The organism is Streptomyces sp. 1222.5, assembly GCF_900105245.1.
In the GTDB taxonomy this organism is placed as follows: Bacteria; Actinomycetota; Actinomycetes; order Streptomycetales; family Streptomycetaceae; genus Streptomyces; species Streptomyces albidocamelliae.
Genome location: NZ_FNSZ01000001.1, coordinates 648237 through 670949, shown reverse-complemented (window position 1 = coordinate 670949; position 22713 = coordinate 648237). Strand labels below are relative to the sequence as shown.

Below are 22713 nucleotides of genomic sequence, written 5' to 3'. Positions count from 1 at the left end.
CGGCGGCACCTCTGCCGCCGGGGGCCGTCCCGCTGCGACGCGACCCGCGTCCTCTCGGGCCGCGTTCAGCCCGCGTTCCGTCCCGCGCCGACGGTCACCACGGCACCCGCTCGGTCACGTCCCCCTCCATACCGCCGTGGAAGCCACCCGTGCCCCCCGCGCCCAGCGCCAGCCTCACGGGTACCTCGGCACCCTGCTCCACCGTGCGCGTGCCCCGGCTGAACGGCGAGTCGGCGTTCAGGTCCGTGGCGACGAGCCCGGGGTTGGCCGCGTTGACGCGGATCCCCTCCGCGCGCAGGGCCTCGGCGTACACCAGCGTGACCGCGTTCAGCGCCGCCTTGGAGGAGCTGTAGGCGAGCAGACCGCGGGAGGCCGCCGGGTGACCGCCGGGATCGCTCAGCAGGCTCAACGAGCCCAGCGGGCTGGACAGGTTGACCACCCGCGGATCCTTCGAGCGCCGCAGCAGCGGCAGACAGGCCTGGGTCAGGGCGACCGTGCCGAACAGGTTGACCTCGAACGCCCGGCGCAGGTGATCCTCGGTGATTTCCTCCACGGGGACGCCCCACTCGGTGACGATCCCCGCGTTGTTGACCAGGACGTCGAGTCGCCCGCACTCCTCCTCGATCCGCCGCACGGCCGCGTCGACCTGGTCGCGCACCGTGACGTCCAGCCGGACGAACCGCACGTCCCCGCCGGCCGGGACCGCTTCCCGCCCGGCCCGCGCCAGCTCCCTCGCGGCCCCGAGACCCCGCTCCTCGTCCCGGGCCCCGAGGTACACGGTCAGGCCCTCGGCGGCCAGTCGCCGCGCGATCTCCTTGCCGAGCCCCTTGTTGGCCCCGGTCACCAGTGCGATCTCCGTCATGCCGCCTCCACTCGTGTCAGGTCCGCCGACGCGGCCGCGTCCCGACCGTAGGCCCGGGTGAGCGCCGCGCCCAGCACGCCCGGCTCGACGGTGTACGTCTGCGTGCCCACCGCGGCCAGGGCGAGCGAGGCCATGGCGCAGCCCAGACGGGCCCGGTCCGCCTCGGGCCGGCCGCGGCTCAGACCCGCCAGGTATCCGGCCCGGAAGGCGTCGCCCACCCCCGTGGGGTCGATCGGAGTCGCCACCGGCACGGCCGGCACGACCGTCCCGTCGCCGGTGACCCGCTCGATCCGGCAGCCCCGGGCGCCGAGCGTGGTCACCCAGGTGCCGACGCGGTCGAGGACCTGCGCACGGCTCCAGCCGGTGCGGGTGAGCAGCAGGTCGTGCTCGTACTCGTTGGTGAACAAGTGGTCCGCCCCGTCGACGAGTTCGCGCACCGCGGGACCGTCGAGCCGGGCGAGCTGCTGGGCCGGGTCGGCGGCGAAGGGCACCCCGAGGGTGCGGCAGGCGCGGGTATGGCGCAGCATCGCCGCCGGGTCGTCGGCCCCGATCAGGACGTAGTCCACCTCCCGGGCCCGGATCACCTCGGTCAGGTCGGTGCGGTCCGCCTCGGCCATCGCGCCCGGGTAGAAGGTGGCGAGCTGGTTGCCGTCGGCGTCCGTGGTGCAGATGAATCGGGCGGTGTGGCGGGTCTCGGAGACGTGCACCGCCGAGACGTCCACCCCGTGTGCCGCGAGCGCCCGGCCGTACGGCTCGAAGTCGGTGCCCGCGGCGCCGACCAGCACCGGCCGGTGCCCCAGCGCGGCCAGTCCGTAGGCGATGTTGGCGCCGACCCCGCCCTGCCGTACGTCGAGGGTGTCGGCGAGGAAGGACAGCGACACGTGGTCGAGCCGGCCGGGGAGGAACTGCTCGACGAACCGCCCGGGATAGGTGAGCAGATGGTCGGTGGCGAGGGACCCGGTGACGGCGAGGGTCCGGGAACCGCGGCCCCGGTGCGTCGGTGCGTCCGTCATGTCAGAGCCCCGTCGCCGACAGCAGCGCGTCCACGCGGTCCGTGCGCTCCCAGGTGAAGTCCGGGAGCTCCCGGCCGAAGTGCCCGTACGCAGCCGTCTGGGCGTAGATGGGCCGCAGCAGGCCGAGGTCGCGGATGATCGCGGCCGGGCGCAGGTCGAAGACCTCGGTGACGGCCGCCTGGATCCGCTCGACCGGCACCTCGTGCGTGCCGAAGGTCTCCATGAACAGCCCGACCGGTTCGGCCCGGCCGATCGCGTAGGCCACCTGCACCTCGCAGCGGGCGGCCAGGCCCGCCGCCACCACGTTCTTGGCCACCCAGCGCATCGCGTACGCCGCCGAACGGTCCACCTTGGAGGGATCCTTGCCGGAGAAGGCACCACCGCCGTGCCGGGCCATGCCGCCGTACGTGTCGATGATGATCTTGCGGCCGGTCAGGCCCGCGTCACCCATCGGACCGCCGATCTCGAACCGCCCCGTCGGGTTGACGAGCAGCCGGTGGCCCTCGGTGTCCACCTTCACCCCCTCCTCGGCCAGCCGGGCCAGCACCGGCTCCACCACGTACCTGCGCACGTCCGGCGCCAGCAGCCCGTCCAGGCTGACGTTCGCCGCGTGCTGCGAGGAGACGACCACCGTGTCCAGCCGGACGGGCCGGTCACCGTCGTACTCGATGGTGACCTGCGTCTTGCCGTCCGGGCGCAGGTAGGGCACCGTGCCGTCCCGGCGCACCTCGGCGAGGCGGGCGGAGAGCCGGTGCGCGAGGTGGATCGGCAGCGGCATCAGCTCCGGCGTCTCGTCGCAGGCGTAGCCGAACATCAGCCCCTGGTCGCCCGCGCCGCCCGTGTCGACCCCCTGGGCGATGTCGGGCGACTGGGCGCCGAGCGACACGGACACCCCGCAGGACGCCCCGTCGAACCCCTTGGCCGAGGCGTCGTACCCGATGCGCAGGACCGTGTCCCGGACGAGCTGGGCGACCGGCGCGTACGCCGTCGTGCCGACCTCGCCGGCGACGTGCACCTGACCGGTGGTGATCAGGGTCTCGACGGCCACCCGGGCGGCAGGGTCGGCCGCCAGCAGGTGGTCCAGGACGGCGTCGCTGATCTGGTCGGCGATCTTGTCGGGGTGCCCCTCGGTGACGGACTCCGAGGTGAACAGACGTGTGGACACGGCTCTCCTTGGGTTGCAGCGGCTGCTGACTGCGCGCAGTGTGCGGGGTCCCGGTCGGGGACCGCTTGGAGAGCCGAGGGGCCCGGCCGGCCTGTCGGGCCGGGCGGTCGGGCCTCAGCCGCAGGCCCGGAGGAACTCGAGGAGGGCCGCGTTCACCTCCTTTGGGCGTTCCTGCTGGGTCCAGTGCCCGCAGCCGGCCAGTTCGAGGGGCGGGCGCCACAGGCTGGGCATCAACTCGGGCAGCTCGGCGATGAGTTCGGGTGTGCCGGGGAAGGCGGGGACCACGTCCCGGTCGCCGTAGACGTACAGGGCGGGCCGGTCCACCACGGCGCCGTGCCACGGAGCGGTGAGCTCCCAGTTGCGGTCGAGGTTGCGGTACCAGTTGAGGGCGCCGGTGAAGCCCCGGGAGAAACTCTCGGTGAGGGCGTCGAGATCGTCCTCGGTGAACCACCGCGGCAGCACCTCGGGATCGGGCATGGTCGCGAGCCAGCCGCGCTCGGGGTCGACGAGCGGCTGCTTGCCCTCACCGGCGTCGGGAGCGTCACCGGAGGCGAAGAAGAAGAACTTCCGCAGGGCGGTGCGCGGGTCCGCCCCGAACTCGGCGTCGGCGACACCGGGGCGGGCGAAGTGGTTCCAGTAGAACCGGCCGCCGAACATCTCCTCCATGGTGGCGAGCGGCGGCCGCGTCCCGCGGAACGGGGGCGGCACACTGAGGCCCGCCACCCCGCGCACCACGTCCGGCCGCAGCAGCGCGGTGTGCCAGGCGACCGGCGCGCCCCAGTCGTGCCCGACGACGTACGCCCTCTCCTCGCCCAGTGTCCGGATCAGCCCGACGACGTCGCCGACCAGGTGGAGGATGGTGTACGCGCCGACGTCCTCGGGATGGTCGCTGCGCCCGTAACCGCGCTGGTCGGGCGCGACCACCCGGAAGCCGGCGTCGGCCAGCGGGTCGAACTGGCGGTGCCAGGAGTGCCAGGATTCCGGGAAGCCGTGCAGGAGCACCACCAGCGGGCCGTCGCCCTGTTCGGCGATGTGCAGCCGAACGCCGTTCACGTCAATCATGCGATGCCGGACCATGCGCCCGAGCGTACGGCCGTGCTCCCGGGGCGACGGCGTCCGGCGCGGGCCTGTCGCCGTCATGCCCCCCGTTCGCCCCAGGGACGCCGCCGGCCCGGGTCTACAGCGGAGCGGGGGAGGACGCGCCCGCGATCAGCAGGCGCGGGGTTCCCGAGCCGTCCGCGGGCACGCTCCACAGGTCGCTGCTGCCGACCTTCCCGTCGCTGGGCAGGGCGTAGGCGAGGGTGTGGTCGTCCAGCCAGGTGGCCTGGTCGTCGACGCTGTGGCGTTCGGCGAGCGCGGTCTCGCGCAGCGTCCTCAGATCGAGGACGTACTCGTGCCAGAGGTTGGTGCGCGACAGGATCCGCTTCTTGAAGGCGAGGCGCGTCCCGTCGGGGGACAGCGACGGGCACTCCACGTTCTGGACCAGCGTGGTGACCGCACGCCGGGACAGCGAACCCCGCACCAGGTAGGTGCGGTTGGCGGTGTTGAGGGTGGCGTAGAACGTGTCGTCGTCCGCGGCGAAGGTGACACCCCAGAAGTTGACGTCCGAGGCGCGGTACGGCTTGCCGTCCTTGACGATGGAGAAGGTCTCCAGACTGGGGGTCAGCCGCATGGTGCGGGTGTCCAGGATCGAGGTCCGGGTGGAGAAGAAGGCGGAGGAGTACGACTCGCCGGAGACGAAGACGGTCCAGGCGGCGAAGCGGCCGCTGGGGGAGACCCGGGCCCGGCTCGGGTTGCCCGCGAGCGGGAAGGTGCGCACCGTGCGCAGACCGGCGTCCAGGAGCAGGGCCCGGTTGCTCTGCTTGAGCACGCCGGGGACGGACTGGAGGCAGACGCCGGTGCCGGCGGCGGCGTAGAAGCGCGCGCACTTCAGGCTCGCGGCGGTGCGCCCGGACCCGGGGTCGCCGGCCGGGACGGACGCGACCGCCGTGCGGTGCGGGCCCGTGGCCGCGTTGACGAACATCAGGCGGCCCTGCTGATCGAGCGACACCTTGCCCGCGCTGACGCCGGGACCGCCCGACCGCGGCTGGTTCACGCGGTCCGCCCGTGCGGCCGCGTGCAGGACGATGCCCGTGCCCACGCCCGCGAGGACCAGTACCGCCGTGACGAGTACGAGCAGGCGGCGGCCCAGCGGTGTCATCCGGATCCTTGTCGTCGTCGAGATCATCGCTCACCGCCGGTGGGCCGCAGCACCATGCCCGCGACGGCGGCGCAGCACAGCAGACCGACCGCCGATCCGGCCAGCGCCGGGCCGTCCCCCCACACCGTCCAGGCGGCGCCGAAGGCCAGCGAGCAGCAGAACCGGGCCAGCGCCTGGCTGGTGCCGACGACGGCCAGACCGGTCGCGCGCAGCTGCTCGGGCACGACGTCGGCGAGGGCGGCCGGCAGCACGCCGTCGGTGGCCGCGTAGAACGAGCCGTGCAGGGCGAGCACGAGGAGGGGGAGGGCCGCTGTGGACGGGGTCCACAGCAACAGGGCGTAGGCGGTGAGCAGACCGGCGTGCCCGGCGAGGAACACGGTGCGCCGCCCGATCCGGTCCGCCAGCGCCCCGAGGGGCACGGCCAGCAGCAGGAACACCGCCGCGGTGCCCAGCGGCAGCAGCGTGAACCACTCGTCGCCGATGCCCGCGCGCCGTTGCAGGAGCAGGTAGACGAAGGCGTCGCTGACGGTGGTCAGACCGAGCAGCGCGGCACAGCCGGCGAGGGCCCGCAGCCGAGGCAGCCGCAGCAGCGCCAGCGCCTCGCGGACGCGGACCGGCGGCCTGCGCTCCTCTGCCCCCGGCGCGCCCCGGCGCCTGCCCGGTACGAACAGCACCAGCACGAGAACGCCGAGCACGGCGACGCACGCGCTCACCCCGAACACGGCGTCGTAGCCGTCGGCGGCCGTGCGCAGGATGAGGAAGGCCGCCAGCGGTCCGAGCATCGCGCCGGTGGTGTCCATGGCCCGGTGCACGCCGAAGGCCCGGCCCTGGTTCGCGGACGGTGTCGACAGGGAGATCATCGCGTCCCGCGGGGCGGTGCGCAGACCCTTGCCGGTCCGTTCCAGGGCGAGGACGGTGCCGAGCGTGCCGACGCTGCTCGCGAGCAGGAGCAGCGGCTTGCACAGCGCGGACAGGCCGTAGCCGAGCCCGGCCACCAGCTTGTGGTTGCGCACCCGGTCGGCGAGGTGGCCGCCGGTGAGCTGGACGAGTGCGCTCACACCGTTGTAGACGCCGTCGAGGGTGCCGAATCCGAGGGGGCTGAAGCCGAGCCGGGTGACGAGGTAGAGCGGCAGGACGGCGGTGACCATCTCGGAGGAGATGTCGGTGATCAGGCTGACCGTGCCCAGCACGAGCACCACGGGGGCGACCTTGCGCGCCGGGCCGCGTCCTCGGGCAGTCCCGGTGTCCGCGTCGGGAGGGGTGGAGCGGTCGGTGAGGTACATGTTCAAGAACTCCGGTGCGGTGCGGTCAGTTCTGCCGGCTGCTCTCGTCCCGTAGCCAGGTGCCGAAGTCCTCGGCGCGGATGGCCTTTTCGGCCTTCCGTCGCGCGACGACCGCCGCCGCGACGAAGACGACGACGCCGGCGAAGAGCCTTGGCTCCCCGCGGAGCAGGTCCTTCAGGTCCGCCTTGCTCGTCCGTGCCGAGGCCTGCTCCGGTGGCTGGTGCCGCTCCACCTGGGCGGTGGACACCGCGGCCCGGACCCGTCGCCTGATCAAGTCCGGCCAGGTGCGCGGCGGGTGCACCACGACACCCGCCTCACGGACGACGAGCCGTTCCTCGGGGGTGAACGCCAGGGAGGCGGCCAGGTCGTCCGCCATCAGCGGCGGCAGCGCGGCGATCCGGGCGTGACCGGCCTTGGAGACCGCGATGACCCCCCGGCCGAACAACCCCTCGCGCACCGCCGGGAGCCGCTGCCACACCCGGTAGTAGGCGCGCACCCGCCAGGCGCAGCCGGCCAGCGGGACGCGGCGTTCGGGGGCGGTGGCGAGGACGCCCGAGGTGTCGTCCTGCAACGGTCCGGTCAGCGTCCGTACGTCGGAGCCCGTGAGCACGACGTCGGCGTCCACATAGACGCGCGGGAAGCCCCGCGCGTGATCGTCACCGGCCCGCAGCGCGGCGTGCTTGGAGGGGACGGGAATCTCGATCACCCGTACGCGCGGGCCCCGTTCGGCCGCGATCCGGGCGGTGTCGTCCGTGCAGCCGTTGCACACGACCACGATGTCGGTGTCGTCGTCGGAGGGATCGGTCAGCAGCGAATCGAGGAGCCGGCCGATGACGCGCCCCTCGTTGTGCGCCGGTATCACGATGCTCGTCACCTGGGCAGTATGGCGTCGTCATCAGGCGTGCGCCGAGTGTTTCGTCCAACTGTTCCCGCGACTGCGTCCAGTGGTCTAGATTGATGACCGCCGGACCGGTTTGGGAGGGGGAAGCGGCCTTGGCGGGACGTCAGGGCGCGGCCTTGTGAACCGGATCAGGATCGGCAATGCGCACCATGCGGGGGGCATGAGGCGGTTGGGGAACCGTCGAAGCTCCCTCGTTTTCCAGTGCCGCTGCGTGGAGGAGACGCAGCGGCGCTGATTCAGCCCTGACCAAGGACTGGCGACCGAATGTGCCCGTTCGGTTCGGTCAGGGATCGCCGCGTATGTGGTGGGGGGGGCATGACCATTGAGGTCACGCATGAGCAGCTGGTTGTGGAACGGAGCATCCCGGATGCTCGCCGAAGACGCTGGGAACGGAAGTACCGGCTAGTCCTGCTGGCCGCGGACGGCCTCGCCGCCGTCGGCGCGGCCTTAATGATCCACGCGGTGTACGGCCGCTGGGCGGTCGCCCTGGTGCTGCCGCCGATGTGGATCGTGACGATGCTGGCCCACCGCTCCTACGACCGCGGTGCCCTCGGCCTGGGGTCCGAGGAGTACGTGCGGGTGCTGCGCGGTGCGGTCGCGCTGCCGGCTCTGGCGGCTTGCGTGCACTGGCTGTTCACGCACGACTGGGGGCTTCTCCATGACATGATCATGGCCGCCGTGCCGGCCGCCGCCTTCGCCCTGCCGGTCCGCTACGCGCTCCGCCGCCGGCTCTACCGGCGCTGGGCGCGAGGCCGGGACCGCAGCACGACGCTTCTCGTCGGACCGTCGCACTCCGCCGTGGAACTGGTCGCCGCCCTGCGGCGCGCCGGTGGCGTGCACGAACTCCAGGTCGCCGGTGTGTGCTTGAGCGATCCGGAGAACGCCGCCGAGATCCGCGAGCTGGGCCTCCCCGTCGTCGGCGGCGTCGGCGACATCGACGACGCCGTCCGAGCCCTGGGCGTCAGTACCGTGGTGGTGCTGCCGGCCCCCGAGTTCGACGCCTCCGTACTGCGCCGGATGTCCTGGACGGCGGCGGTGCAGGACGTCGATTTCCTGCTCGCCCCCGTACTCGCCGACGTGTCCGCCCCCCGGCTGACCGTACAGCCCACCAACGGCGTGCCGTTGCTGCGCATCCAGGCACCCAACCTCTCTCCGATGTCCCGGCTGCCGAAGGAAATGCTGGACCGTTCGCTCGCGGCGGCGCTCCTGCTGTTCCTCGCCCTGCCCATGCTGCTGATCGCCCTGATCGTCCGCCTGGACAGCTCCGGGCCCGCCCTGTTCAGGCAGCAGCGGGTGGGCCGGTACGGCGACCACTTCACCATGCTCAAGTTCCGCACGATGCGGCCGGATTCGGAGGACCTCCGGACGGAACTGGAACACCTCAACCAGAACAGCGACGGGCTGCTGTTCAAGGTGAAGGAGGACCCGCGCATCACCCGCGTCGGATCCTTCCTGCGCCGCAGCTCGCTCGACGAACTGCCCCAGCTCATCAACGTGGTCAAGGGCCACATGTCCCTCGTCGGACCGCGCCCGCCGCTGCCCGACGAAGTGGAGGAGTACACGCCGGAGGTCAAGCGCCGGCTGCTGGTGAAACCCGGCCTCACCGGGCTCTGGCAGGTGAGCGGCCGCTCCGACCTGCCCTGGGACGAGGCGGTCCGGCTCGATCTCGGCTACGTCGACAACTGGTCGATGGGCCTCGACCTGGTGATTCTGATGCGCACCGGCTCGGCCGTGGTGCGGGGAACGGGGGCCTACTGATGAACCACAAGGAGAAGGACACGGTGAGCAGCACCACGCAGCCGTTGGGCGTCGCGGTCGTCGGGGCCGGCTACTGGGGCCCCAACCTCGTACGCAACTTCCAGGCCAGCGACCGGTTCCGGCTGCGCTGGCTGTGCGACCTGGACGTAGACCGGGCCCAGCGCGTCCTCGGCGGCTACTCGACCGTCCAGGCCACCGCGGACTACGCGGCCGTCCTCGCCGACCCCTCCGTGGACGCCGTCGCCGTGGCCACACCCGCCGGCACCCACCTCGACATCGCCCTGGCCGCCCTGCGCGCCGACAAGCACGTCCTCGTGGAGAAGCCGCTGGCCGCGACCTACGCCGACGGCCTGCGCCTGGTGACCGAGGCGGAGGAACGCGGACTCACCCTGATGTGCGACCACACCTACTGCTACACCCCCGCCGTGGGCCGCATCCGGGAACTGGTCCGCTCCGGGGAACTCGGCGAGATCCACTTCGTCGACTCGGTCCGGATCAACCTCGGGCTCGTCCAGAAGGACATCGACGTCATGTGGGACCTGGCCCCGCACGACCTCTCCATCCTGGACTTCATCCTCCCCGACACCGTCGAACCGGTCGCCGTCGCCGCCCACGGGGCCGACCCGATCGGCGCCGGGCAGGCCTGTGTCGCCTACCTGACACTCCAGCTCAACACCGGTGCCATCGCCCACGTGCACGTCAACTGGCTCTCCCCGACCAAGGTGCGGACCACCATGGTCGGCGGCGCCAAGCGCACCCTGCTCTGGGACGACCTCAACCCGCTCCAGCGCGTCTCGGTCTACGACCGCGGAGTGGATTTGGCCGCGCCCCAGGAGATCGGCGCGGACGAGCGCCGGGAGATGCTCGTCTCGTACCGCTCCGGTGACATGGTCGCCCCCGCCATCGGCGAGAAGGAAGCGCTGCGCAGCATGGTCGACGAGTTCGCCGACGCCATTCGGCACCGGCGTGCCCCGCTCACCGACGGCCGGGCCGGCCTGCGCGTGCTGGACATTCTCGAAGCCGCCTCCCGGAGCCTGGAGTTCCGCGGCGCGGTCGTCGGCCTCCGCGCCGGGCATTGACAGTTCCACCCACCGAGAGGGCAGTTCAGTTGAGCAGCGTACGAGGCAAGAAGATCCTGGTCACCGGAGGGGCGGGCACCATCGGCTCGAACCTCGTCGACCTCCTGGCCGAGGGCGGTGCCCGCGAGATCGTCGTACTCGACAACTTCGTGCGCGGACGGATGGGCAACCTCGACCGGGCCCTGGGCAGCGGTGTCGTGGAGGTCGTCGAGGGCGACATCCGCGACGCCGCCACCGTACGGAAGGTCACCGAGGGCGCCGACCTGGTGTTCCACCTCGCCGCCATCCGCATCACCCAGTGCGCCGAGGAACCCCGGCTCGCCAACGAGGTGATGGTCGACGGCACCTTCAACGTCCTCGAGGCGGCCGTCGAGGCCGGCGTCGGCAAGGTGATCGCCTCCTCCTCGGCCTCCGTCTACGGCATGGCCGAGGAGTTCCCCACGACCGAGCGCCACCACTCCTACAACAACGACACCTTCTACGGCGCGGCCAAGGCGTTCAACGAGGGCATGCTGCGCAGCTTCCACGCCATGTACGGCCTGGACTACGTGGCCCTGAGGTACTTCAACGTCTACGGCCCCCGCATGGACATCCACGGCCTCTACACCGAGGTCCTCATCCGCTGGATGGAGCGCATCGAGTCGGGCGAGCCGCCGCTGATCCTCGGGGACGGCAGCCAGACCATGGACTTCGTCGACGTCAGGGACATCGCCAGGGCCAATGTGCTGGCCGCCGAGTCGGACCTCACCGACGAGGTGTTCAACGTCGCCAGCGGCACCGAGACCTCGCTGAAGGAGCTCGCCCAGGGCCTGCTGGAGGCGATGGGCGCGTCCGGCCTGGCGCCGGAGCACGGACCCGCGCGCGCCGTGAACGGGGTCACCCGTCGGCTCGCCGACACCGGCCGGGCCGCCGAACGACTCGGTTTCACCGCACGGATCGACCTGCGCACGGGCCTGCGGGACCTGGTGGACTGGTGGCGTGCGGAGCGCGCCGCCGACGCCGCCGGGGAGGCCGCGCGATGAGCACGGACCGCATCCCGGTGATGATCCCCTGGCTGGGCGAGGAGGAGGCCGCGGCCGCCTCCGACGCCGTGCTGTCCGGCTGGGTGGCCCAAGGGCCCCGGGTCGCCGCCTTCGAGCGGGCGTTCGCGGAGCGGGTGGGCGCCGAGCACGGTATCGCGGTGAGCTCCTGCACCACCGCCCTGCACCTGTCGCTCGTCGCGCTGGGCCTGGCACCCGGCGACGAGGTCGTGGTCCCGTCGCTGTCGTTCATCGCCACGGCCAACGCCGTGCGATACGTCGGCGCCGAGCCCGTGTTCGCGGACGTGGACCCGGCCACCGGCAACCTGACCACGGCCACCGTGGACGCGGTCCGCACCCCCCGCACCAGGGCCGTCCTCGCCGTCCACCAGGGCGGGGTACCCGCCGACGTGGCCGCCCTGCGCGCCGCCTGCGCCGAGTGGGACGTGCCCCTGGTCGAGGACGCGGCCTGCGCCATCGGCTCCACCGTCGGCGGCAAGCCCGTCGGACACGGCGCGCTGCTCGCCGCCTGGTCCTTCCACCCCCGCAAGGTCGTCACGACCGGCGAGGGCGGCATGATCACCACGGACGACGCCGCGTGGGCCGCGCGCCTGCGCCGGCTGCGCGAGCACGGGATGAACGTCTCGGCCGCCGAGCGTCACGCGAGCGACCGGCCGGTCCTGGAGAGCTACCTCGAGGTCGGCTACAACTACCGCATGACGGACGTCCAGGCCGCGATCGGCCTGGTCCAGCTCGGCAAGCTCGACGCGATGATCCAGCGCCGCCGCCACCTCGCGGCCCGCTACGACGCGCTCCTCCAGGACGTCCCCGGCCTCGTCCCGGTCCGCGACCCCGCCCACGGCCAGAGCAACTTCCAGTCCTACTGGGTGCTCCCGGCCGAGGACTTCCCCGTCGGACGGGACGACCTGCTCGCCGCGCTCGCCGCGGCCGGCATCTCCGCCCGGCGCGGGATCATGGCCACGCACCTCGAACCGGCCTACGCGGACCACCCCCGCGCACCGCTGCCGGTCACCGAGCGGATCAGCCGCGATTCGCTGATCCTGCCCATGTACCACACGATGACCGAGGCCCAGCAGGACCGGGTGGTGGCGGTACTGCGCGAACAGGGCCGCCCATGAGCGAACTGCTGATCATCGGCGCGGGCGGCTTCGCCCGGGAGACCGCGCAGGCCGTACGGGACGCGGGCGACCTGAAGCTGCTCGGGCACCTCGACGACGACACCGCCCTGTACGGCACGGAGGTGGAGGGCGTGCCCGTACTGGGCGGCTGCGACCTGGTCCACGAGCGCTCCGCGGCACAGGTCGTGGTCTGCGTCGGCAACCCCCGGGACTACGCCTCCCGCGCCCGTCTGGTGCGCCGGCTCGGCCTGCCCGGGGACCGCTACGCCACCGTGATCCATCCGACGGCGGCGGTCTCCTCGACGTCGCGCGTCGGCCCCGGATCGGTGCTGCTCGCGCACTGTGCCCTGACCGCCGCCGTGCGGGTCGGCGCGCACGTCGCGGTGATGCCGCACGTCGTCCTCACCCACGACGACGTGGTCGAGGACTTCGCCACGCTCGCGTCCGGCGCCCGGCTGGGCGGGGGAGCGCGGCTGGAGCGGGGCGCCTACGTCGGCGCCGGGGCCCTGGTCCGGGAGGGCACGACGGTCGGCGCGTGGTCGCTGGTCGGGATGGGCGGCACGGTGCTCGGCGATGTGCCGCCCGGCGAGGTCTGGGCGGGGAACCCGGCGCGGCGGCTGCGTGCGGCGGCCGCCCCGGTGCTGGACGAGCTCGGGACACGGACAACGGGGGGACCGGCCACATGAACCAGATTCCGCTTGTGGACCTCAAGGCGGCCCACGAGGAAGTCGCCGACGAGGTACGGACCGGATTCGAACGGGTCCTGGCCGACACCGCGTTCGTCGGCGGCGAGGAGGTCCGCCGGTTCGAGCGCGAGTACGCCGAGTTCGGTGGCGTCACGCACTGCGTGGGCGTCGCCAACGGCACCGACGCCCTCGAACTCGCCCTGCGCGCCGTGGGGGTCGGGGCCGGCGACGAGGTCGTCGTGCCCGCCAACACCTTCATCGCCACCGCCGGCGCGGTGGCCAGGACCGGCGCGCGGCCGGTGCTCGCGGACTGCCTGCCCGACGGCTACCTGCTCGACCCGCAGGCCGCGCTGGACGCGGTCGGCGCGGCCACCCGGGCGGTGGTGCCCGTGCACCTGTACGGGCAGTGCGCCGAGGTGACCGGGCTGGCCGGCCGGCTGCCCGGCCGGGTGCGGGTCGTCGAGGACGCCGCGCAGAGCCAGGGCGCGACCCGCGACGGCCGGTCGCCGGGCAGCGGCGGGATCGCGGCCACCAGCTTCTACCCGGGCAAGAACCTGGGGGCCTACGGCGATGCGGGCGCGGTACTGACCGACGACGAGGAACTGGCCGGTCTGGTCCGCGCCATCGCCAACCACGGCGGAGTCGCCAAGTACCGCCACGACGTGCCCGGGTTCAACAGCCGGCTGGACGGGCTCCAGGCCGTCGTGCTCCGGGCCAAGCTGGCCCGGCTCGCCGACGGCAACGCCGCCCGGCGCGCCGCAGCGGCCCGTTACGACACGCTGCTCGCCGATCTGGCCGCGGCGGGACGGGTCGTGCTCCCGGCGACGGCCGCCGGCAACATCCACGTCTGGCACCTCTACGTCGTCCAGGTCACCGGTGCCGACCGCGACGACGTCGTGGGCAAGCTCAACGCGGAGGGCATCGGCGCGGGTGTGCACTATCCCGCCCCGGTCCACCTCACACCGGCGTACCGGCATCTAGGGCACACCCGGGGCGACTTCCCGAACGCCGAGAAGGCCGCGGATCGGATCCTGTCGCTCCCGCTCTACCCGCAGATCACCCCCGACCAGCAGCAGCGGGTCGTGGACGCGCTCGCCGACGCGCTTCGAGGCTGATCGGTACCTGGCCTCACGCACCACCCCGACCGCACGGGTCGGTCCTGCACAGCACCGCTGAGAGGTACACATGAAAAGATGGAGCAGACGGATCCGGGGCAGAAGCCTCGCCGTCGTGGCAGCGTTGATCTGGGCGGTGCTCCCGCAGGCCGTGCCCGCCCAGGCGGCGTCCGATCCGTGCGGTTCGGGCTCGAACCCGATCGTCTGCGAGAACTCCAAGCCGGGCAACCCCAAGTCCGACTGGTTCTCGCCCAACGCCTATGGCGACATCCAGGGCTTCTCCACCAAGGAGAGCGTGCAGGCCGGCGACACCGTCCAGTTCAAGGTCCAGTCGAAGACCTCGTACCACATCGAGATCTACCGCCTGGGCTGGTACGGCGGCGACGGCGCCCGTGAGATCTCGACCGCGGCACAGGCAGCCGTGACCTATCCCGCCAACTACACGACCAAGCCCGCCAACTGCACCACCAAGGCCGGCACCGGCCTGGTCGACTGCGGCAACTGGCCGGTGACCGCGAGCTGGACGGTGCCCAGCGACGCGGTGTCCGGCCTGTACATCGCGAACCTGACGCAGACCGACGGAGACGGCCTGATGCCGTACCCGTTCGTCGTCCGCAAGGACTCCAGCACCTCCGACGTCGTCGTGCAGACCAGCGACGAGACCTGGCAGGCCTACAACGACTACGGCGGCCAGGACCTGTACGGCGGCGCGGGCCCCGCGCCGGACGGGCGCGCCTACGAGGTCAGTTACAACCGGCCGCTGGACATCGGCGGCGACAACGGCATCTACGGCTCCGAGTTCATGATGCTGTCCTGGCTGGAGCGCAACGGTTACGACGTCAGCTACCTCTCCGGGGTGGACGTGTCCACCAACGGCGCGACCCTGCTGAAGAACCACAAGGTGTACGTGTCCTCCGGGCACGACGAGTACTGGACGCAGAGCCAGTACTCCAACGTGCTCGCGGCCCGCAAGTCGGGGGTCCGGGAGGCCTTCTTCAGCGGCAACGAGGTCTTCTGGAAGACGCGGCTAGCCCCGAGCATCGACGGCGCGAACACCGCGAACCGCACCATGGTCTGCTACAAGATGACCAAGATGGCGCAGGGCAACGGCATCGCCGACCCCAGCGGCACCTGGACGGGCACCTGGATGGACCCGACCAGCACCCAGTACGGGCAGACCTACCAGCCGCCGAACATCCTCACCGGCTCCATGTTCACGGTGAACGGCTACCGCAGCGACGCCATCACCGTCCCCGGTTCGTACGGCAAGAACCGGATCTGGCGCAACACCTCCGTCGCGAACCTCTCCGCCGGCCAGACCGCCACTTTCCCGACCGGCACCCTCGGCTACGAGTGGGACAGCGACCTCGACAACAGCACCCGTCCGGCCGGAGCCATCGACGTCTCGTCGACGACGGTCGACATCAACGACGGCAAGCTCCGCATGGACTGGGGCAACGTCTACGGCAACGGCACCGCGACGCACAATCTCGTCGAGTTCCGCGACCAGGACTCCGGGGCCCTGGTGTTCGGGTCGGGGACCGTGCAGTGGTCGTGGGGACTGACCAACGTGCCCACGTACAACCCCGACGACACGGTGGTCACCGAGGACAGCCGCATGCAGCAGGCGACCGTGAACGTCCTCGCCGACATGGGCGTCCAGCCGAAGAGCCTGCAGAGCAACCTCACCGCCGCCACGGCCACCACCGACGCCACCGGCCCGGCCGTCACCGTCACCGCCCCGGCCTCCGGGGTCACCGTCCCGGCGCTGAAGCCGGTCACCATCAAGGGCACGGCCGGCGACTCGGCCGGCGGTGTGGTGGCCCGCGTGGAGGTGTCCACCGACGGCGGATCCACCTGGAACGCCGCCACCGGACTGACCTCCTGGAGCTACAGCTGGACCCCGACCACCCCGGGCGCGACCTCCATCAAGGTCCGCGCGGTGGACGACAGCGTCAACATCGGCGCCGTCACCACCGTCCCGGTGACCGTCGGCCCGCAGGCCTGCCCCTGCACCGTCTGGCCGGCCTCCGCCGTGCCCGGCACCGTCAACGCGGGCGACGGCAGCTCCGTGGAGCTCGGCGTCAAGTTCCGCACCACCGCCGCCGGTTCGATCACCGGTGTCCGCTTCTACAAGTCGCCCGCCAACACCGGCTCCCACACCGGCAGCCTGTGGAGCGCCTCCGGCACCCGCCTGGCCACCGGCACCTTCACCAACGAGACGGCCTCCGGCTGGCAACAGCTCAACTTCTCCACCCCGGTGTCCGTCAAGGCCAACACCACCTACGTCGCCTCGTACTTCGCCCCCAACGGCGGCTACTCCTACGACGGCGGCTACTTCTCCGACAAGGACGCCGGCCTGGCCCCGCTCACGGCGCTGAAGTCCGGCACCGACGGCGGCAACGGGGTCTACCACTACGGTTCGACCAGCGGCTTCCCGTCCTCGGCGTCCTCCGGCAGCAACTACTGGGTCGACGTGGTGCTGGACACCTCGACGGCCAGCACCACCCCGCCCACCGTCACCTCGACCTCCCCGACGTCCGGCGCGACCGGCGTCTCGATCACCGCACCGGTGTCGGCCGTGTTCAGCTCGGCCATCGACGCCGACACCCTGACCTTCACCCTGAAGGACGCGAACGGCGACGCCGTTCCCGGCGCGAAGACACTGCCCGCCTCGAACAAGGCGACGTTCACCCCGTCGACCGAGCTGGCGCTGCACACCACGTACACCGCGTCCGTCCAGGCCTCCGACCTGTGGGGCAACGCCATGGCGGCCCCGGTGACATGGAGCTTCACCACCAGCTCCACACCGCCCGCGGTCACCTGCCCGTGCACGCTGTGGAACCCCTCCACGGTGCCGGCCACCACCGATGTCACCGGTGACACCAACTCCGTCGAGCTCGGCACCCGGTTCACCTCCTCGGCGGCCGGCTGGATCACCGGCGTCACCTTCTACAAGGGCACCGGCAACACCGGCACCCACACCGGCAGCCTGTGGTCCGACGACGGCACGCTCCTCGCCACCGGCACCTTCACCGGCGAGACCGCGTCCGGCTGGCAGCAGATGACGTTCACCACCCCGGTGGCCGTCACCGCGGACACCGCCTACGTCGTCTCCTACCACGCCCCGAACGGCCACTACGCCGTCGACGGCGGGTACTTCACGGCGGCCCACCAGTCCTACCCGCTGACCGGCACCGCCGACACGACCGCGCACCACAACGGTCTCTACCGGTACGGCGCCGGCCCGGCCTTCCCGAACAGCTCGTACGGATCGGCCAACTACTGGGTCGGCCCCGTCTTCACCGCGGACAACCCCAGTGGATCGCTGGCCAAGGCCACCTCCTCGGAGGTGACCACGTCCTCGCTGAAGCACACCGCGGACGCGTCCGACGCCCTGACCGTGACGCTCCCCGCCAGGACGAAGCTGTCGTCCGTCAAGGCGACCGTGACCGTCCTGTCGGGCACCAAGGCGGCCGCCGCCAGGAAGCTCCACGTCACGGCCGTCACCTCCTACGACCGGGCCACCCACAGGATGGCCGTCCACCTGTCCGCACCGCTGCCCGACGGCACACGGTTCAAGGTCACGCTCACGGCCCGGGACAAGCACCGCCACCCGGTGAAGACCCACAGCTGGACCCTGACCAGCAAGACCGTCCGCAAGAAGAAGAACTGACCGACCGCACCCACCGGTGGTGGTCTCCGCCCAGCTGGGCCGAGACCACCACCGGGGATTGGCTTGCCCACCGATGAGCACCGTCAGTGTCGTGATCCCGTGCTACAAGTACGGCCATTTCCTCGCCGACTGCGTCAGCAGCGTCCTGGACGAGCAGGACGGCGTCGACGTCCGGGTGCTCATCATCGACGACGCCTCGCCCGACGACTCCGCGGAGGCCGCGCTCAAACTCGCCGCCTCCGACCCCCGCATCGAGGTCCTCGTCCACGAGACCAACAAGGGCCACATCGCCACCTACAACGAGGGCCTGCTGGAATGGGCCGACGGTGACTACGTCGCCCTGCTGTCGGCCGACGACCGGCTGGTCCCGGGCTCACTGGTCCGGGCCGCAGCCCTCCTGGACGCCCACCCCGAGGCGGGGTTCGCCTACGGACGGCCGCTGCGCTTCCAGCACGGCGGCCCCCTGCCGCGGGCCCGCACCCGCTCCACCGGCTCGGTCGTCTACCCCGGGCAGTGGTGGCTGGAGCGCCGGTTCCGCGAGGGCACCGGCTGCATCACCTCGCCCGAGGTCGTGGTCCGCACCAGCCTGCAGCGCACGGTCGGCGGCTACGACCCGGCCCTGCCCCACGCCGGCGACATCGAGATGTGGATGCGGCTCGCCGCCCACGCCGACGTCGGCTACGTACGCGGCGCCGACCAGGCGTTCTACCGCGTCCACGGCAAGAACATGTCCACCACCGATTTCGGCGGCCAGCTCGACGACCTGCGTCAGCGCCTGGTGGCCTTCGACTCGGTACTCGCCAAGTGCGGCGACCGGCTGCCCCACGCCGACCGCCTGGCCGACCAGGTCCACACCCGGCTCGCCCGGTTCGCCCTGCGCCGCGCCTACCGGGCCTACGACCGGGGGCGTACCGAGGTCGTCCCGGTCGACGACTGCGTGGCGTTCGCCGCGGAGTGCCTGCCGGGCTACGCGGCGCTGCCGGAGTACCGGGCGCTGCGGCTCCGTCGGCGGATCGGCCCGAAGGCGATGCCCTACCTGCAGCCGCTGGTGTGGTCGGCCGTCGCCGAGCGCGGCCGGGAACGGCTGTGGTGGGAGTCGTGGAAGCGCCGCGGCATCTGATGGAGCACCGGCACCACTCAGTCGGCCACCGCCACCGCACCGGCGTGGCGGCCGGGGGACACCGTCCTGCGGCCCATCAGGTACCGGTCGAGCCACAACGCGCCGAGGACACCGGCCGCCGCGCCCAGCAGGGCCGTGCCCGCCAGACCCCGGCTCCGGTCACCCTGTACCTCGGCGGCGCTCGGCGCGACCAGCACGGCGGCGGTGATCCGCGCTCCGGCGGAGACGCCCTGCGCGGTCTGCAACCGCTCGACGTGCTCGGTGTAGACGTCGATGATCCGGCGGACCGCGGTCACGGCGGCGTCCGAGCCGGACGCCTGCGACTGCACCTGCAAGGAGGGGATCAGATAGCGGGGCGTCGCGCTGGTGCCGCTGTTGCGGGGGACGAGGTGATAGGTCCCCCGCACGCCCGCCGCCCGCAACTCCCGTGCCCCCGCGGGGGACTGCAACTGCTCGACGATCCCGTACGAGACCAGGGCCAGCGGCGGCTGCAGGTTGGTGAGCTGGTTGGGCTGGTTCCGGGTCGCCGGCGGCTTGAGGACGACCACCGCCGAGCCGGTGAACTGCGGGGCGGGGCGCACCACCCGGTACGCGCCGGCCGTCGTCAGCAACAGCGCAAGCACCACGACGTACCAGCGGCGCAGCAGCGCGTCGGCGACGTTCCCGGGCGACATAGGAGATCCTTCCGTCACCCCCGATACTGGCAGGACACACGGCTGGATGCCACCGAATGGGGGGATGGTTCGTGAGCCTTGGTGAGATATGGGCCATTCTGCGCAGACGTTGGTACTTCATGGTGCCCTTCACGCTGCTCAGCCTGCTCGGCGGCGGCTATCTGTACGTCACCGTGCCCGTCTCCTACCAGTCGCAGAGCTCCGTCGCCCTGCTGGACTCCTCGGCCGTCGCACGGCTGGCCCCCACCTTCGGCAACCCCATCTCGAACGCGGGCGGTTCGCTCATCGTCACGGCCGACGTGCTGATCCGCACCCTCGAATCGAGCGACGCCGCCAGGGAGTTGCGCGGCCGGGGCGTGACCGATCCGTACACGGCCGGCTTCGCCCCGGCCAGCGACAGCCCGCTGCTCGTGCTCAGCGTCACCGGCACCGACCGCGAGAAGGTGCTCGAGGAGACCAACACCCTGACCGCCTTCGCCGGTGAGCAGCTGAAGGCCCTGCAGTCCGCCGACAAGGTCCCGACCCCCTACCGTGTGCAGACGACGCCCGTCGTGCTGCCGCAGACCCCGGTGGCGAAGTCGAAGAGCCGCTACCAGGACATCGCCGCCGTCGTCATCCTGGGCGTGGTCAGCGCGTTCCTGCTGTCGATCCTGATGGAGGGCGTCTCGGTCGTGCGCCGCCGGCGGCGCGCAGGCCCGAGCGCCGCCGCGCCGAAGAAGGAGACCCGCGCCCCGAAGCGGCTGCGCGCGGGCGCGCTGAGCCGGCGCGTCGACGCCACCGCGATCCTCACCGTCTATCTGGTGCTGGCCTTCTTCGTCCCGTCGAACCTGGCCCTGCCCGCGCTGGGGGGCGTCGGCACCCCGGCCAACGTGTTCGCCCTGCTCGGACTGCTGTGGTACCTCGCGACCTGGCTCGGCGGCCGCATCCTCCCGGCGCCGGGGACCCGGCTCCCTCGGATCGCCATGTGCGTGCTGGGCACGGCCGTCCTCATGGCGTACATCGCCAACTCGATGCGCGAGAGCTCGCACCAGGAGGTCCTCGGGGCCGACCGCGGACTCATCGGATTCCTGGTGTGGGTGTCGCTGGTCGTCCTCACCTCGGCCGGGGTGCAGGAGCGCGGCCGGCTCGACGTCCTGATGCGCCGCCTGGTGGTGATGGGGACCGTCGTCGCCGCGATCGGCTACTACGACTTCTTCTCGGCCACCAACATCGCCGACTCGATCCACATCCCCGGACTGCAGACCAGCGTCGCTCAGGTCACCGCCATGGACCGCGGCTCCTTCACCCGCCCCCGGTCCACCACCGCCCAGCCGCTGGAGTTCGGCGGCATGCTCGCGATCCTGGTGCCGTTCGCCGTCCAGCAGGCGTTCGACCCGGTACGCCGCCACCTCCACGTTCTGCGCCGCTGGGGGCCGGTCGTCCTCATGGCCGGCGCGCTGCCGCTGACCGTGTCCAGGACCTCGATCATCGGCATGCTGCTGATCGCCCTGGTGATGGTGCCCCGCTGGAAGCCGCAACGCCGCTGGGCCGCGATCGGTCTGATGACGGCGTCGGTGGCCGGCTTCAAGGTGCTCATCCCCGGGCTGATCGGCACCATCACCGAACTGTTCGCGTCGTTCCTGTCCAACTCCGACAGCAGCACCCAGGCCCGCACCGTCAAGTACAGCGCGATCGTGCCCTACCTCGAGGAGCACCCCCTGTTCGGGCGGGGCTTCGGCACCTTCACACCGGACCTGTACTTCTTCACGGACAACCAGTACATGCTGACCCTCGCCGAGATGGGAGTGCTCGGGGCGATCGCCCTGCTCGTGCTGTTCATCACCGGCATCCACCAGGGCGGCTCCATCCGGCGCCTGGCCCGCACCGACTCCGACCGCGAACTGGGCCAGGCGTTCTTCGCCTCGTCCCTGGTCGCCCTCGTCATCAGCGCCACCTTCGACTCGCTCAGCTTCCCCATGTTCGCCGGCATGTTCTTCCTGGTCCTGGGGGCGGGGGGCAGCTATCTGAGCTTCGTCCGGCGCGAGGCGGCTGCCGCTGCCCCCGCCCCGGTGCCCGGCAAGACCCCCGACATCCCGTCGCCCCGACTCGTGGAGATCCGATGAGCCCCGTCGCAGTCGTCGTCGTCACCTGGAACAGCGCCGCGGTGCTCCCCGGGTTCCTCGCCGCCCTCCCGGACGGCATGGCCGGCCTCGACTGGCGGCTCGTCGTCGCCGACAACGACTCGGCCGACGACACCGTGAAGGTGCTGCGCACCCTCGCTCCCGACACCACGATCGTCCAGACCGGCCGCAACGCCGGATACGCGGCGGGCATCAACGCCGCGCTCGACGCCGCCGGTGAATGGGACGGCGGCTACGGAACCGTGCTGGTCTGCAACCCCGACATCCGGATGCGGCAGGGTTGCGCCAAGCGGCTCGTCGACCGGCTCGACGCCGAGGTGGGGATCGCCGTACCCCTCCTGTACGAGGAGGGCCGCGAGGCGCCGCTGTACTCGCTGCGCCGTGAGTCCACGCTGGCCCGGGCGCTCGGCGAGGCGGTCATCGGCAACCGGCGGGCCGGACGGTTCCCGCGGCTGAGCGAACTGGTCACCGACCCCGCCGCCTACGCCCGCCCGACCCGCCCGGACTGGGCGACCGGCGCGCTCATGGCCCTCTCGGCGGACTGCCTGGCCGCGTGCGGTCCCTGGGACGAGTCCTTCTTCCTGTACTCCGAGGAGACCGAGTACTGCCTCCGCGCCCGGGACCTGGGCTACCGCACACAGCTGGAGCCGACCGCGGAGGCCGTGCACCTGGGCGGCGAATCCCGGGTGTCGCCCCGGCTGTGGACCCTGCTCACGCTCAACCGCGTACGCCTGTACGGGCGTCGGCACGGCGCCCTCGCGACCGGATGCTTCCGGGCGGCCGTGTTCCTGCGCGAGGCGTCGCGTGCCGTTCTCGGCAGGGAGGCCAGCCGTGCGGCGGCGGCCGCCCTGCTCCGGCCGGGCGCGCTGCGGGCGCCCGCGGGACCGTGAGGCCCGGCCGGGC

General features: G+C 72.1%; 18 protein-coding genes. 10 read left to right on the top strand and 8 right to left on the bottom strand.

Translation table 11 applies throughout. The features are described 5' to 3' along the window. Positions 1-94: 94 nt before the first annotated feature. The 7 genes from BLW57_RS03210 to BLW57_RS03180 form a co-directional block, all read right to left on the bottom strand. On the bottom strand, positions 95-862 hold the full coding sequence (locus BLW57_RS03210) for an SDR family NAD(P)-dependent oxidoreductase (RefSeq protein ID WP_093471981.1): 768 nt from the start codon (positions 860-862) through the stop codon (positions 95-97). Beyond that, entirely contained in the window at positions 859-1875 is a 1017-nt protein-coding gene (locus BLW57_RS03205) for a carbohydrate kinase family protein (RefSeq protein ID WP_093471979.1), read from the bottom strand. The genes BLW57_RS03210 and BLW57_RS03205 overlap by 4 nt, the downstream gene beginning before the upstream one ends. Position 1876: 1 nt before the next feature. Beyond that, positions 1877-3040 carry a methionine adenosyltransferase gene (gene metK, locus BLW57_RS03200; RefSeq protein WP_093471978.1) on the bottom strand — a complete coding sequence of 388 codons (1164 nt, stop codon included), beginning with the start codon at positions 3038-3040 and terminating at the stop codon, positions 1877-1879. 114 nt (positions 3041-3154) lie between these two features. Beyond that, positions 3155-4102, bottom strand: coding sequence for an alpha/beta fold hydrolase (locus BLW57_RS03195; protein WP_256339364.1), 948 nt, complete (start codon positions 4100-4102; stop codon positions 3155-3157). Between the two features lie 115 nt (positions 4103-4217). Then, on the bottom strand, positions 4218-5240 hold the full coding sequence (locus BLW57_RS03190; protein WP_093471975.1) for a TolB family protein: 1023 nt from the start codon (positions 5238-5240) through the stop codon (positions 4218-4220). 23 nt (positions 5241-5263) lie between these two features. Continuing rightward, entirely contained in the window at positions 5264-6523 is a 1260-nt protein-coding gene (locus BLW57_RS03185) for an MFS transporter (protein ID WP_176985434.1), read from the bottom strand. Between the two features lie 25 nt (positions 6524-6548). Continuing rightward, on the bottom strand, positions 6549-7397 hold the full coding sequence (locus BLW57_RS03180) for a glycosyltransferase family 2 protein (RefSeq protein WP_093471973.1): 849 nt from the start codon (positions 7395-7397) through the stop codon (positions 6549-6551). A 342-nt stretch (positions 7398-7739) separates the two neighbouring features. Here BLW57_RS03180 and BLW57_RS03175 point away from each other — a divergent pair, with 342 nt between their 5' ends. The 8 genes from BLW57_RS03175 to BLW57_RS03140 all read left to right on the top strand — a co-directional run bounded on the left by BLW57_RS03175 (position 7740) and on the right by BLW57_RS03140 (position 19016). Continuing rightward, positions 7740-9182 (top strand): sugar transferase, encoded by a 1443-nt coding sequence (locus tag BLW57_RS03175; RefSeq protein WP_093471972.1) that lies wholly within the window; start codon positions 7740-7742, stop codon positions 9180-9182. Between the two features lie 23 nt (positions 9183-9205). After that, positions 9206-10261, top strand: coding sequence for a Gfo/Idh/MocA family protein (locus tag BLW57_RS03170; RefSeq protein ID WP_256339363.1), 1056 nt, complete (start codon positions 9206-9208; stop codon positions 10259-10261). Positions 10262-10290: 29 nt separating this feature from the next. Further along, a complete protein-coding gene (locus BLW57_RS03165) occupies positions 10291-11283 on the top strand; it encodes an NAD-dependent epimerase/dehydratase family protein (RefSeq protein ID WP_093471969.1) in 993 nt (330 codons plus the stop codon). Further along, on the top strand, positions 11280-12419 hold the full coding sequence (locus tag BLW57_RS03160; RefSeq protein WP_093471967.1) for a DegT/DnrJ/EryC1/StrS family aminotransferase: 1140 nt from the start codon (positions 11280-11282) through the stop codon (positions 12417-12419). Before BLW57_RS03165 ends, BLW57_RS03160 begins: the two co-directional genes overlap by 4 nt. Next, a complete protein-coding gene (locus BLW57_RS03155; protein WP_093471966.1) occupies positions 12416-13105 on the top strand; it encodes an acetyltransferase in 690 nt (229 codons plus the stop codon). The genes BLW57_RS03160 and BLW57_RS03155 overlap by 4 nt, the downstream gene beginning before the upstream one ends. Further along, entirely contained in the window at positions 13102-14220 is a 1119-nt protein-coding gene (locus tag BLW57_RS03150; RefSeq protein ID WP_093471964.1) for a DegT/DnrJ/EryC1/StrS family aminotransferase, read from the top strand. Before BLW57_RS03155 ends, BLW57_RS03150 begins: the two co-directional genes overlap by 4 nt. A 115-nt stretch (positions 14221-14335) precedes the next feature. After that, entirely contained in the window at positions 14336-17896 is a 3561-nt protein-coding gene (locus BLW57_RS03145; protein ID WP_256339362.1) for a DUF4082 domain-containing protein, read from the top strand. A 73-nt stretch (positions 17897-17969) separates the two neighbouring features. Continuing rightward, positions 17970-19016: a glycosyltransferase family 2 protein gene (locus tag BLW57_RS03140; RefSeq protein WP_093471961.1), complete on the top strand. Its 1047-nt coding sequence runs from the start codon at positions 17970-17972 to the stop codon at positions 19014-19016. Between the two features lie 17 nt (positions 19017-19033). Here BLW57_RS03140 and BLW57_RS03135 read toward each other — a convergent pair whose 3' ends face one another. Next, entirely contained in the window at positions 19034-19690 is a 657-nt protein-coding gene (locus BLW57_RS03135; protein WP_093471960.1) for a hypothetical protein, read from the bottom strand. 119 nt (positions 19691-19809) lie between these two features. Between BLW57_RS03135 and BLW57_RS03130 the strand changes: the two genes are divergently transcribed. Beyond that, positions 19810-21792, top strand: coding sequence for an O-antigen ligase family protein (locus BLW57_RS03130; RefSeq protein ID WP_256339361.1), 1983 nt, complete (start codon positions 19810-19812; stop codon positions 21790-21792). Next, entirely contained in the window at positions 21789-22700 is a 912-nt protein-coding gene (locus BLW57_RS03125) for a glycosyltransferase family 2 protein (protein WP_093471958.1), read from the top strand. The genes BLW57_RS03130 and BLW57_RS03125 overlap by 4 nt, the downstream gene beginning before the upstream one ends. Positions 22701-22713 lie beyond the last annotated feature (13 nt).